The sequence below is a fragment of the Sulfurisoma sediminicola genome, from assembly GCF_003865015.1.
In the GTDB taxonomy this organism is placed as follows: Bacteria; Pseudomonadota; Gammaproteobacteria; order Burkholderiales; family Rhodocyclaceae; genus Sulfurisoma; species Sulfurisoma sediminicola.
On record NZ_BHVV01000008.1, the window covers coordinates 18657 to 31443 of the forward strand.

Sequence of the window (12787 nt, forward strand, 5' to 3'; positions counted from 1 at the left end):
GGGGCGCCGCGGCGCCCCTTTTATTGTTTCCTGATACTTTACCCCACTCCGGATCAGGCGTTCTGCTTGAGCTGATCGAGGATGTGCGGGTTTTCCAGCGTCGACACGTCCTGGGTGATTTCCTCGCCCTTGGCCAGCGCCCGCAGCAGGCGGCGCATGATCTTGCCGGAACGCGTCTTGGGCAGGTTCTCGCCGAAACGGATGTCCTTGGGCTTGGCGATCGGACCGATTTCCTTGCCCACCCAATCGCGCAGTTCCTTGGCGATCTTCTTGGCGTCCTCGTCGCTGGGACGCGACTGCTTGAGCACGACGAAGGCGCAGATGGCCTCGCCGGTCAGGTCGTCGGGACGGCCCACCACGGCGGCTTCCGCCACCAGCGGGTTGGCGACCAGCGCCGACTCGATCTCCATGGTGCCCATGCGGTGGCCGGAGACGTTGAGCACGTCGTCGATGCGGCCCATGATGGTGAAGTAGCCGGTCTTGGCATCGCGCATGGCGCCGTCGCCGGCGAGATAGAGCTTGCCCTGGAAGTCGGCGGGGAAGTAGGACTTCTTGAAGCGGTCGGCGTCGCCCCAGATGGTGCGGATCATCGACGGCCAGGGCTTCTTGACGACGAGGAAGCCGCCCTTGCCCCATTCCAACTCGTGGCCGGTCTCGTCGACGATGGTTGCCTGGATGCCCGGAAAGGGCAGTGTGCAGGAACCCGGCACCAGCGGCGTGACGCCCGGCAGCGGGGTGATCATGTGGCCGCCCGTCTCGGTCTGCCAGAAGGTGTCGAGGATGGGGCAGCGGCCGCCGCCGACGTTGTTGTAGTACCACATCCAGGCTTCGGGGTTGATCGGCTCGCCGACCGAACCGAGGATGCGCAGCGACTTGAGGTCGTAGTTACGCGGGTGCGTGGCCGGGTTGCCTTCGTTGGCCTTGATCAGCGAACGGATCGCCGTCGGCGCGGTGTAGAAGACCGAGACCTTGTGGTCCTGGATCATCTTCCAGAAGCGGCCCGCATCCGGATAGGTCGGAACGGACTCGAAGACGATCTCGGTGGCGCCGCAGGCGAGCGGGCCGTAGGTGATGTAGGTATGGCCCGTCACCCAGCCGATGTCGGCCGTGCACCAGAAGACGTCGTCGTCCTTGAGGTCGAAGGTCCACTTGTTGGTGAGGATGGCATGCAGCAGGTAGCCGCCGGAAGAATGCTGGACGCCCTTGGGCTTGCCGGTGGAACCGGAGGTGTAGAGCAGGAACAACGGATGCTCGGCGTCGACCCACTCGGGCTCGCAGGTCTCGGACTGGCCGGCGACGATGTCGTGGTACCAGACGTCGCGGCCGGCGACCATGTTGCAGGCACCGCCGGTGCGCTTGACCACGAACACGGTCTTGACGTTGTGGCCAACGGCCAGGTTGAGGGCCTCGTCGACGGCGGGTTTCAACGGAATGTTCTTGCCACCGCGGCACTGCTCGTCGGCGGTGATGACGGCGACGGCGCCGGCATCGAGAATGCGTTCCTCGAGCGACTTGGCGGAGAAACCGCCGAACACCACCGAGTGGATGGCGCCGATGCGGGCGCAGGCCTGCATCGCCACCACGCCCTCGACGGACATGGCGAGGTAGATGAGGACGCGGTCGCCCTTCTTGATGCCCTGAGCGCGCAGCGCGTTGGCGAACTTGGCGGTCCTGGCCAGCAGGTCCTTGTAGGTGACTTTGGTCACCTTGCCGTCGTCGGCCTCGAAAATCAGCGCGACCTTGTCGCCCTTGCCGGCCTCGACCTGCCGGTCGAGGCAGTTGTAGGAGACGTTGAGGGTGCCGTCAGGGAACCACTTGTAGAAGGGTGCCTCGGATTCGTCGAGGGACTTGGTGAAGGGCGTCTTCCAGGTCACGTGTTCCCTGGCCAGACGCGCCCAATAACCGGCGTAGTCCTGCTCGGCTTCCTTGCACAGGGCCTCGTAGGCTGCCATGCCGGAGATCGTGGCCTTCTTGACGGTCTCCTCGGAGGGCGGGAAGACGCGGGTTTCCTGGACCACGGACTCGATCGTAGACATCTGCACTTCTCCTCTCAGACTTATGTTTTGGACTGGCCGCGACACACCTTCATGCGGCCACGATAACTTTGCCGGCGGGTCTCCACTCCCTTGCTGGCGACTCAATTCTAGGGCCTCCGCGATTAGATTGTGGATGTCTTACATAGGACTTACGCTGCTGCCGCAATGCAACATCGACGCCATGACCCGATGCTAGAATTTCCCGTTCTCCGACGATGCGACCCCACGGGATTCCCATGAAGAAACTCACCCACGCCATGGAAGGCTTCATTTTCTGGAGCCGCTGGCTGCAGGCGCCGCTCTACCTCGGCCTGATCGCGGCACAGGGCGTGTATGTCTACCAGTTCATGCACGAACTGGTGCATCTGATTTCCAAGGCCGGCACCTTGACCGAAGTCGAGGTGATGCTGATCGTGCTGGGCCTGATCGACGTGGTCATGATCGCCAACCTGCTGATCATGGTCACCATCGGCGGCTACGAGACCTTCGTCTCCAAGCTCGACCTCGAGGGCGATCCCGACCAGCCCGAGTGGCTCTCCCACGTCAATGCCGGCGTGCTCAAGGTCAAGCTGGCGGTCGCGCTGATCAGCATCTCCTCGATCCACCTGCTGCGCACCTTCATCAATGCAGCGCAAATGGAAGACCGCGTCGTCGTCATCCAGATCGGCATTCACATGTCCTTCCTGGTCTCGGCCATCGCCATCGCGTGGACCGACAAGATCATGATGCAATCGCTGGCCGTCAGCAGCCAGACCAAGCACTGAACCCAACCCGGAGCCCCGCCATGACGACCATCCGCCAGGACGACTTCATCGCCTCCATCGCCGACGCCTTCCAGTACATCAGCATCTACCATCCGCTCGATTACATCACAGCCCTGGGCCATGCCTGGGAGCGCGAGGAGTCGCCTGCGGCGAAGGACGCCATCGCCCAGATCCTCACCAACTCGCGCATGTGCGCCGAGGGCCGGCGGCCGATCTGCCAGGACACCGGCATCGCCGTGGTCTTCCTCAAGATCGGCATGAATGTGAAATGGGATACGAAGCTCTCGGTGCAGGAAATGGTCGACGAGGGTGTGCGTCAGGCCTACAACCACCCGGACAACAAGCTGCGCGCCTCGGTGCTGCTCGACCCCGCCGGCAAGCGCACGAACAGCAGGGACAACACCCCCGCCGTCGTGCACTACGAGATCGTGCCGGGCGACCACGTCGAGGTCATCTGCGCCGCCAAGGGCGGCGGCTCGGAGAACAAGTCGAAGATGGTCATGCTCAATCCGTCCGACTCCATCGTCGACTGGGTACTCAAGACCCTACCGACCATGGGCGCCGGCTGGTGCCCGCCGGGCATCCTCGGGCTGGGCATCGGCGGCACGCCCGAGAAAGCCATGCTGCTGGCCAAGGAGTCGCTGATGGCGCCCGTCGACATGCATGAACTGCTGGCGCGCGGCGCCAGCAACCGCATCGAGGAGCTGCGCCTCGAACTCTACGACAAGGTCAATGCGCTGGGCATCGGCGCCCAGGGCCTCGGCGGGCTGACCACCGTGCTCGACGTCAAGATCATGGACTACCCGACCCACGCCGCCAGCCTGCCGGTGGCGATGATCCCCAACTGCGCCGCGACCCGCCATGTCCATTTCCACCTCGACGGCAGCGGCCCGGCAAAACTCGATCCGCCGAAGCTCGAGGACTGGCCCGCCGTCACCTGGCAGGCCGACGAAAAACAGGCGACGCGGGTACAGCTCGACACCCTGACCAAGGGCCAGGTCGCCGCGTGGAAGCCCGGCCAGGTGCTGCTGCTCAACGGCAGGATGCTGACCGGCCGCGACGCCGCGCACAAGCGCATCCACGACATGCTGGCGAAAGGCGAGAAACTGCCGGTCGATTTCACCGACCGCATCATCTACTACGTCGGTCCGGTCGATCCGGTGCGCGACGAAGTGGTCGGCCCGGCCGGCCCGACGACCGCGACCCGCATGGACAAGTTCACCCGCATGATGCTGGAGAAGACCGGCCTCATCGCCATGGTCGGCAAGGCCGAGCGCGGCCCCGTCGCCATCGATGCGATCAAGGACAACCGCGCCGCCTATCTGATGGCGGTCGGCGGCGCCGCCTACCTCGTGTCGAAGGCAATCAAGTCTTCCCGGGTCGTGGCGTTCGCGGACCTCGGCATGGAGGCGATCTACGAATTCGACGTCGTCGACATGCCGGTCACGGTCGCCGTCGACTCGGCCGGCACCTCTGTGCATCAGACCGGCCCGCACGAGTGGCAGGTGAAGATCGGGAAAATCCCGGTCGCGAAGCATTGATCGGAGTTTTTGACTCCGGCCTCGGCGGCCTCTCGGTGCTGGCGGCGATCGCCCGCGATTTGCCGCGCGCCGACCTCGTCTACCTCGCCGACACCGCCCACGTCCCCTACGGCAACAAGCCCGAGGAATTCATTCGCGGCCGCGTGCTGGCCATCGGTCGCCATCTCGTCGAAACACAGGGATGTACCCTGCTGGTGGTCGCCTGCAATACCGCCACCGCCGCCGCCGTCAATGAACTGCGCCTGCAGCATCCCGGCATCGCCGTCGTCGGCGTCGAGCCGGGCGTGAAGCCGGCCGCCCGAAGCAGCGCGAGCCGCCGCATCGCGGTACTTGCCACGGAAGCCACGGCCCGCAGCGAGCGCCTCGCCCGCCTGATCCGCGAACATGCCGCGCAGATCCATGTCGATGTCGTGCCCTGCCCGGGCTGGGCGACCCGGGTCGAGACCCTGCATCTCGACGGCCCCGAATTCCTCGAGGAATTGCGCAGCACCGTGGCGCCCCTGCTCGCGCAACAGGTCGACCGCCTGGTCCTCGGTTGTACCCACTACAGCTTTCTCGTTCCCCAGCTCCTGCCGCTGCTCGACGGTCGTGCCGAACTCGTCGACGTCGCCGCAGCCGTCGCCCGCCAGGTGCTGCGGCTGCGCGGGCACGCAGCCGCCGATGCCGGTAGTGGTCGCCTGACCCTGCTCGCGACCGCAAGACCGGAACGCCTGCAGGCGGCATTGCCGGCGCTTGGGCTGAGCTGGCTCGCGCGGCGCGCCCATGGTGCGGCGCAACAGGCCGCCGTATGACGAAGTATTCACGACGTGACAGGGACAAAGCACTAGTCAAGTGCTAAGCTTGCGTATCAGTTTTTGCCAAATGGGTCGTTACGTCAGCCACGATGGATCGCCTCAACGTCATCGAACATCTGCAGGAGGTCGTCGAGGACCTCCACAGCGCGCACATGGACCAGCACTTCCAACGGCATGCGCCGCTTCATAGTTCCGATCCGACGCGGACGGACGTTTCCCCGCGAGTGCGCCGCGCGATCGCGGAACGGGAGCCGATCGAGGCCATCGTCATGACCGCCGACATCCGCAAGTCGAGTTCGGTGATGCGCGAGTCGATCGACCCGCTGCAGTATGCCAACATCCTCGACGACTTCGTCGGCGAGTTCCGCACCGTGCTCGGTTATCACAATGGCTGGTTCGACAAGTTCACCGGCGACGGCTTCATCTGCTACTGGCTGATCGAGGACAGTTTCGCCACGCAGATGGAGACGGTGCTGGCATTCGCCGCCGCCGTGATGGAAAGCTTCCGCAGCTACTATTACCCGGCCTTCGTCGCCAACCTGCGCAACATCCCGAGCGGCGTCGGCCTCTCCATCGGCATCGACGCCGGCCCCTGCCATGTCGCGCCCGTTGCCGGCGACCTCACCCTGCTCGGACTGCCCATCGTCGGCGCCGTGCGCATGGCCGACGCCGCGCGGCGACCCTACGAGCTGCTGATGAACGCCTACCCCGGGAACCGCCTCACCGATGGCGGCGCCAGGGAATCCGGTGCGCTCGCCAGCGACCTGCGCTACCAGGCCGGCCGCTGCGTCGTCGAGACCAAGGAATATCCCGAAGGCCAGGAGGCCTACGCCTTCAGTTTCCTCAAGGGCGGCCAGAACCTCTTCGCCTGACCCGCCGGGCCGCACCGCGGATGAAATTCACCGTCGAATCCTTCCGCGCCTGGCCGCACAAGAAAGTCACCCTGCTCGGCATGTCCGGCGTCGGCAAGACCTGGCTGTCCTCGCTGCTGCGCCGCCACGACTGGTTCCACTACTCGGCCGACTTCCGCATCGGCAAGCGCTACCTCGACGAGCCCATCCTCGACCTGATCAAGCAGCAGGCGATGCAGGTGCCCTTCCTGCGCGACCTGCTGCGCCGCGACTGGATCGACATCAAGAACAACATCAAGGTCGACGACCTCGGGCCGGTGCTGTCCTTCGTCGGCAAGCTCGGCGACCCGGCGCGCGGCGGCATCCCCTTCGCCGAATTCTCGCGGCGCCAGGCGATGTACCGCGAGGGCGAGATCGCCGCGATGCGCGACGTGCCCGCCTTCGTGGCCAAGGCGCAGGACATCTACGGCTACAACCACTTCGTCAACGACGTCGGCGGCAGCCTCTGCGAACTGGAGGAGCCCTCGGTAATCGACCTGCTGGTCGGGCACACACTGATCCTCTACATCCAGGTCACCACGGCGGAAGAGGAAGCCGAACTGATCCGCCGCGCCCAGGCCGATCCCAAGCCGCTCTATTTCCGCCCGGCTTTCCTCGCCGGGCACCTGCCGAAATTTCTGGCCGAGCGCGATCTCGGCGACATCGCCCAGGCCGACCCCGACGACTTCACGCGCTGGGTCTTCCCCCACCTGTTCCACTCGCGCATCCCGCGCTACGAGGCGATCGCCCGGCCCCACGGCTACACGGTCACCTCGCACGAAGTGGCGCAAGTGCGCGACGAGAAGGACTTCCTCGTCCTGCTCGAAACGGCGATCGCGCGGCAGTCCGTGGCTTAGCGCCCGAAGATCCCGCGCAGCATCTGGCCGGCATCGGGAATGCCGCCGCCGCCCTGCTGTTCGCCACCCTGGCTCGGGGGCATGTCGCGCTCGGCTTCCTGCGGCATCGCGCCGCGCGACGGACGCTCGCGGCGCGAACTGCGCGGCGCTCTCTCCTCCTCGCCCATGCCCAGCATGGTCATGCCCGTCGATTTGACGCGCACCCGCGCCGCCCATTCAGGCTGCCATGATGCGTCGGCCTTGGGCGGGCGCGGAGGGAACGAGAGGTTGAGTTCGGGGCCGTAGGCGATCATGTTGACCATCGCACCATCGACGCCGGCGAAAATTCCCTTCGGAATGGCGCACTGCTCGGTCGACGGCGGCAGGATCACGCGCTCCTTGAGGAACTTCTCGATGCTCGTCGGCGAGAGGTAGGTCATCAGGCCCCAGCCCGGATCGGGCTCCTCGCTCGAGCTCCAGATGATCATCTCGCTTTCGCCCTTGGCGCCCATGGCATTGAGGAAGTAGGCCTGGGCATTGCTCACCGCACCCCAGTTCACCAGCACGCTGGCAGCGGGTTCGCCGCGCGTGCTCATCGCGACCTTGGGCATGAAGTCGTTGCGTTCGCCGACCGCGAACTTGAAGCTGGCCGGCACGCCCTCGCCGCTCAGGGCATGAGCGCCGGCGAAGGAGCCCTCTTTCGGCACGCGGCGGCGATCCTTCTCGTTGGGCCACACCGAGCGCCCGGGCTGGCTCCTGGCGCCGCGGTCGGGCACGTGACGCCCGGTCATGAAGCGGCCCCATTCGCTGATGTCCGTCTTGGCGAAATCGAGCACGCGCGGCTGTCCCGCTCGCACGTTCTCGCCGCAGCCCCAGTAGAACAGGATGCGGCCCTTGGGCTTCTCGGGCACCCCGCCTTCCGTATCGGCGCCGCGGCTGCGCTCCACCTTGGGCGGCAGCAGCGGCAGCGTCGGTCCCATGCGCAGCTCGGGCGGGATGCCGTGCGTGCCCTCGATGCCCGCCGGCCTGGCCCGCACATAGAGCGACGTGTCGAGCCACTTGCCCGGTCCCATTCCCCCCATGGGGCCCTTGGTGGTGCCGAAGGCGTTGCCGCCCATCATCTGCGACATCATGCCGCTTTCCATCATGTCGTCGGACATGCCGGGAATGGACATGCTCGAGGTGGACAGATCCATCCAGTACTGTGCCTCGATGACCTTGTTCTGCGCCTGCGCGGAGCCAGCGGCGGCCAGCATCAGTGCCGCGACACTCACTCGAATCTTCATGTTTTCTCCTCGGATTTCCATGCAGCAAGAAACTCGCGCCAGTGCGGCGCTCCGACCTTCTCCAGCTCCGCGCGCACGAAGGCGAGCTCGGCGTCGTGTTCGGCCGGACTCAGCCGACCACGCATGCGCTGGAAGCGCAGATAGACCAGATAGGTATTGACGACGTCGGTCTCGCAGTAGTCGCGGATGTCGTCGATCCCGCCGGCGAGCCATGTGCCCCACACCGCGCTGCCGTCCATGCCGAGCTTGCCGGGCAGGCCCATGAGCTTGGCCAGCTCGTCGAGCGGCGCACTGGCGCGCGGCTGGTACATCGCCAGCAGGTCCATCAGGTCGAGATGGCGCATGTGGTAGCGGCCGATGTAGTTGTTCCACTTGAAGTCGCGCGCATCGTAGGAGTCGCCCTCGCCCATCTCCCAGTAGCGCGCGGCCTCGACGCCGTGGATCAGGCCGCGGTAATGCAGCACCGGCAGGTCGAAGCCGCCGCCGTTCCAGGAGACGAGCTGCGGCGTGTATTTCTCGATACCGGCGTAGAAGCGGCGGATGATCTCGGCCTCGTTCAGCTTCGGCTCGGCCAGCGACCAGACCTTGAAGCCGTCATCGGAACGCAGCGCGCAGGAGATGACGGCGACGCGCTGCAGGTGGTGCGGCAGGAAGTCGGAGCCGTTCTTCGCGCGGCTCCGCTGGAAGGCGAACTCGGCGACCTCGGCGTCGGCCAGTTCAGCCGGCAGCCCGTGCAACGCACGGATGCCGGCGACATCGGGAATGGTCTCGATGTCGAAGACGAGGACGGGGGTCACGCTATTTTTTGACCCAGGCGCCCTGGGCATTCTGCACCCACCAGCCGGGCTGGGCCTTGTCGATCCAGCGCTGGGCGAAGGTGGCGCGGATGTCGGCCTCCCACGCCGGGTTGCCGTTGGCCTTGGCGATCTCGCGATAGAGCGTGGCGCGATCGGAATTCTCTGCTGCCACCGCCGACTGCACCGCGCCGCGCTGCGCCAGCGGGATGGCGTTGGCGTCGCGCACCTGCACCGTGGCGTCGCGTGCAAGGCCGAGCGCGCCGCTGGCGTAATGCGGCGCCAGCTGCGCATGGCGCGAGGTCATCGCCGACTTCACCTGCGAAATCGCCGGCGTATTGACCTCCAGATTGCCCTGGGCCATGACAAGCGCCGAGAACGCCAGCAGCAGAAATGCAAACGCGGATCTCATTTCGTCTCCTTGCTGGCAGGGGGAGCGGCCGGCTCGGCCTTCTTCTGCAACTGCCAGACCTCGTCGATGATCTTGTCGGCAGCCTTCTCCGCTGCCGCCGCCGGGAAGTAGATGTTGATGGTGACGCAGGCCGAGAGCAATGACGCAGCGGACATTGCTGCCAGGGCGGACACGTGGGAATGCTTCATTCCGGTTCCTATTCGATGACGGGGCGGGAGTTGCCGGCCGCGATAGCCCGCAGCCGCGAAACCAGTTCATCCCAGCCGACGCGTCGATTGTAGCCCATGACATTCAAGGCCGGCAGCCCGCCGCCCTTGACCATCAGGTAGCCGCCATCGGTCTCCGCTAGGCCGCCCATCTCGCAGACGCCGCCGACGAGCCTGCAGGACAGTCCGATCCTGTCGTAGCCGAAGGTCTCGAAGAAGCGCAGGAAGGAGCGCTGAATCGCCGCACCGGCGCCGGCACCGCCCAGCGAGGAAATGTTCTGCACGGCGCGCTGGCTGATGCGCTTGCCGAAATCGCCGGGACTGGTCTCGATGCGGGCAGCGAAGGCCTGCGGCTGCCAGCCCAGCATTTCCAGGCCCCGCACCTCGGCGTCGATGTAGCCGGTGATGCTGCCGAAGGAATAGGTATTGGTCAGCATCGCCAGGTCGAGGTGGCGTGCGTCGATGTCGGCGACGAGTCGCGGCGCACGGCCGAACGGATCGATGACCTTGAGCCCGGCCGCCGACAGGTAGCCGTCGAAGACCGAGACGACCAGTGCGCCGTCGAGCGTGAGGACACCGCCTTCGTACTGGATGCGCGGGATGGTTGCCGACAGCAGGCCCTCCATCCGCGGCAGCCCGAGGCGTTCCGTCAGCAGGGGCATGGACAACGGATAGAGCGCGCCGGCCAGCTGCCAGTGCCATTGCCCATCCTCGCGCCGTGCAGCGAAGTTCTCGAACAGCAGCCTGCCATCGAGCACGGGCAGCTCGACCCGGTCGAAGCCGAAGCGCCAACCCTCCATGGCGAGCGGCACGGCGAAGGCGCCGAGCGGCAGGTCGCCGGCGTGGCCGCCGCTGGAGGTGATGCGCGCCTCGCCGGCACCTTCGCTCCGCCATGGCACCGTGGCACGCAAATCGGCCAGCGCCAGGCGCCCCTCGCCGACGTCGAGAGCCGATAGGTCGAGGTCGAGGTCGAGGCTGCGCGGTCCGGCGGCATCGAGCGCGAAGGCGAAGCGAGCGGTGCCTAGCGGGCGCACCCGCGGCGTCTCGCCCAGCAGCGGCTGCACCCACTGTTCGAAGGCCGGCCCTGCGTTCCAGCGGTCGCTCGCGACCTCGAGCGCCGCCAGCTGGCCGTTGCGGCGATCCAAGCGCAGCCGGCCGTCGAGGGTGCCGATGCCCGGCAGCTCGAATCGCGCCTTGTCGATGCGCAACTCGTCGACATCGACGGTGCCGCTGGCGACGAGCGTCTGCCCTGTGCCCTTCAGGTACCAGGGCTGGATGAAGGCTTCGCCGCCCTGCCAGTCGACGCTGACCTGCCACGCCCATGCGCCGGACGCTTCGCTCGCCGAACCGGTCAGGCGCAGCGCAACGCCTTCGGCCGCGCGGCTGCCCTCGGCATTGGCGAAGGCAAGCCCGCTGGCGACGAGGTCGAATTCGGCGTGCGAGCCGACGAGACGCAATGAGCCCGACACCGTTCCCCTGGGCTGCCATGCCGCCAGCTCGGGCACCGCCCCGACGAGGCTCGCCAGCGGCACATCGCGCAGGGTGAGTTCGAGCAGCTTGCGCTTGGCCGCATAATGGAAATCCACTGCCGCCGCGTCGCCAGCGCGCCCCGCAGGAAGTACCCCTGGGGTGCCGACTTTCAGTGTCCCGCCGGCGCAGCGCAAATCACCGTCGTTCCACTTGAACTCGCGACACTTGAGGCGTAGATCGGAAAACTGCCGATCCGCCACACGCAGCAAGCCTATGGTCAGCACCGTGCCGCCCGCCCGGGGCTGCATGCTGACGCGCTCGGCAGCGAAGGCTGGATGACGGATACTGTCGAGCGAGAGGGAAATGTCGAGCGCACACGCAGCTGCCGCCTGAAGCAGCAACAGCGCCGCAATCAGCCCGCGCAGCGGCGGCACGCGCGCGAAGACTATGCCTTGATGCGGCCGAGCAGGCCGCGCAGCGTGTCCTGGATATCGGCCGGCAACACGATGGTCTTGGCGTTCTGCGAGTCGGCGAGCTTGCCCATCGCCATGATGTATTTCTCGCCGAGCAGATACATCGCCGGCAGGTCGCCCGGCCCGATCGCCGCCGCAACACGCTTGATCGCCTCGGCGCTGGCGTCGGCCAGCGTCACCTGCGCCTCGGCGTCGCGTCGCGCGGCTTCCAGCCTGGCCTCGGCCTGAAGGATGGCCGCCTGCTTGGTGCCCTCGGCCTTGGTCACCATGGCCTTGCGCTCGCGCTCGGCCGAGGCCTGGGCCTCCATCGCCTTGACCATGGATTCGGAAGGCTTGATGTCCTGGATCTCGACCGACTTGACCGTCAGGCCCCAATCGATGGCCTCGTCGGCGATGGCCTCGCGCAGCTTGGCCTTGATGCGGTCGCGGCTGGTGAGCGCCTCGTCGAGCTGCATGTCGCCGGCGATGGAGCGCAGCGTGGTCATGATCATGTTGCGGATGGCCTCGGAGAAATCGGTCACGCCATACACGGCCTTGATCGGGTCGGTGATCTTGATGAAGGCGATGGCATTGATGAGGATCACCGCGTTGTCCTTGGTGATCACTTCCTGCTCCTGCACGTCGAGGATGATGTCCTTGGTCACCAGCTTGTAGGAAACCTGGTCGAGGTAGGGAATGAGGATATTGAGGCCGGGGTGCAGCGTGCCGTGGTATTTGCCGAGACGCTCGACGATCCACTCCATCCCCTGCGGCACAATGCGCACGCCCTTCAGCAGCGTAATGACCGCGAAGGCCAGCAATGCCAGTACGACGATGAATCCTTCACCCATGATCAGCTCCTTCCGACTTTCAACAGGCTGCCTTCCACTTCCAGGACTTTCACGCGTTCTCCGGCCTTGATCTCCTCGTCGGCGATGCAGGGCCAGACATCGGCGCCGACCAGCGGCTTCTGGAAGCGCACCTCGCCGCGGATGAAGCGGGCGACATCGTGCGTCAGCACGCCGACCTCGCCGACGACTTCGGCATCCGACATGCCGATGCGCGTCTTGTGGCTCCCCGGCTTGAACACCTTGAACCAGAAGCCGGTCAGCGCCAGCGAGACGGCCAGCCAGATCGCGAGCTGAGCGGTGATGCCCAGGCCCGGCGCAACCAGCAGCACCGCCGTCATCACCAGCGCACCGAGGCCGAACCAGACCAGCACGAAGGCCGGCAACGCCAGCTCGGCGAGAATCAGGACGACGCCGCCGACAGCCCAGTGCCACCATGCCAGTTCCATTTCGGCTCC

13 protein-coding genes are annotated in these 12787 nt (G+C 66.2%); 5 read left to right on the top strand and 8 right to left on the bottom strand.

Annotation, left to right across the window (positions count from 1 at the left end; translation table 11 throughout):
* Positions 1-53: 53 nt before the first annotated feature.
* Positions 54-2036 (bottom strand): acetate--CoA ligase, encoded by a 1983-nt coding sequence (gene acs / locus EJE94_RS11660; RefSeq protein WP_121241667.1) that lies wholly within the window; start codon positions 2034-2036, stop codon positions 54-56.
* A 236-nt stretch (positions 2037-2272) separates the two neighbouring features.
* Here acs and EJE94_RS11665 point away from each other — a divergent pair, with 236 nt between their 5' ends.
* The 5 genes from EJE94_RS11665 (at position 2273) to EJE94_RS11685 (ending at position 6882) form a co-directional block, all read left to right on the top strand.
* Complete coding sequence (locus tag EJE94_RS11665; protein ID WP_121241669.1) at positions 2273-2800, top strand: TIGR00645 family protein; 528 nt, start codon at positions 2273-2275, stop codon at positions 2798-2800.
* Positions 2801-2820: 20 nt separating this feature from the next.
* The gene (locus EJE94_RS11670; RefSeq protein ID WP_121241671.1) at positions 2821-4341 is read left to right on the top strand and encodes a fumarate hydratase; all 1521 of its coding nucleotides are present in this window, start codon (positions 2821-2823) and stop codon (positions 4339-4341) included.
* Positions 4338-5132 carry a glutamate racemase gene (gene murI, locus EJE94_RS11675; protein ID WP_121241673.1) on the top strand — a complete coding sequence of 265 codons (795 nt, stop codon included), beginning with the start codon at positions 4338-4340 and terminating at the stop codon, positions 5130-5132. The genes EJE94_RS11670 and murI overlap by 4 nt, the downstream gene beginning before the upstream one ends.
* 92 nt (positions 5133-5224) lie before the next feature.
* Complete coding sequence (locus EJE94_RS11680) at positions 5225-6007, top strand: adenylate/guanylate cyclase domain-containing protein (protein WP_121241675.1); 783 nt, start codon at positions 5225-5227, stop codon at positions 6005-6007.
* Between the two features lie 20 nt (positions 6008-6027).
* Positions 6028-6882, top strand: a complete 855-nt coding sequence (locus tag EJE94_RS11685) for a P-loop NTPase family protein (RefSeq protein ID WP_121241677.1) — start codon at positions 6028-6030, stop codon at positions 6880-6882.
* Here the strand turns inward: EJE94_RS11685 and EJE94_RS11690 are convergent.
* The 7 genes from EJE94_RS11690 to EJE94_RS11720 are packed head-to-tail and all read right to left on the bottom strand — an operon-like array spanning position 6879 to position 12778.
* Entirely contained in the window at positions 6879-8147 is a 1269-nt protein-coding gene (locus EJE94_RS11690) for a hypothetical protein (protein ID WP_121241679.1), read from the bottom strand. The genes EJE94_RS11685 and EJE94_RS11690 overlap by 4 nt on opposite strands.
* A complete protein-coding gene (locus EJE94_RS11695; protein ID WP_121241681.1) occupies positions 8144-8944 on the bottom strand; it encodes a 3'-5' exonuclease in 801 nt (266 codons plus the stop codon). The genes EJE94_RS11690 and EJE94_RS11695 overlap by 4 nt, the downstream gene beginning before the upstream one ends.
* Position 8945: 1 nt before the next feature.
* Positions 8946-9353, bottom strand: a complete 408-nt coding sequence (locus tag EJE94_RS11700; RefSeq protein WP_121241683.1) for a YdbL family probable chaperone protein — start codon at positions 9351-9353, stop codon at positions 8946-8948.
* Complete coding sequence (locus EJE94_RS11705; protein ID WP_121241685.1) at positions 9350-9541, bottom strand: hypothetical protein; 192 nt, start codon at positions 9539-9541, stop codon at positions 9350-9352. Before EJE94_RS11705 ends, EJE94_RS11700 begins: the two co-directional genes overlap by 4 nt.
* Before the next feature lie 8 nt (positions 9542-9549).
* Complete coding sequence (locus tag EJE94_RS11710) at positions 9550-11463, bottom strand: hypothetical protein (protein WP_124962457.1); 1914 nt, start codon at positions 11461-11463, stop codon at positions 9550-9552.
* 11 nt (positions 11464-11474) lie between these two features.
* Positions 11475-12332 carry an SPFH domain-containing protein gene (locus EJE94_RS11715; RefSeq protein WP_165904822.1) on the bottom strand — a complete coding sequence of 286 codons (858 nt, stop codon included), beginning with the start codon at positions 12330-12332 and terminating at the stop codon, positions 11475-11477.
* Positions 12333-12334: 2 nt separating this feature from the next.
* Positions 12335-12778 carry an NfeD family protein gene (locus EJE94_RS11720; protein ID WP_121241689.1) on the bottom strand — a complete coding sequence of 148 codons (444 nt, stop codon included), beginning with the start codon at positions 12776-12778 and terminating at the stop codon, positions 12335-12337.
* Positions 12779-12787 lie beyond the last annotated feature (9 nt).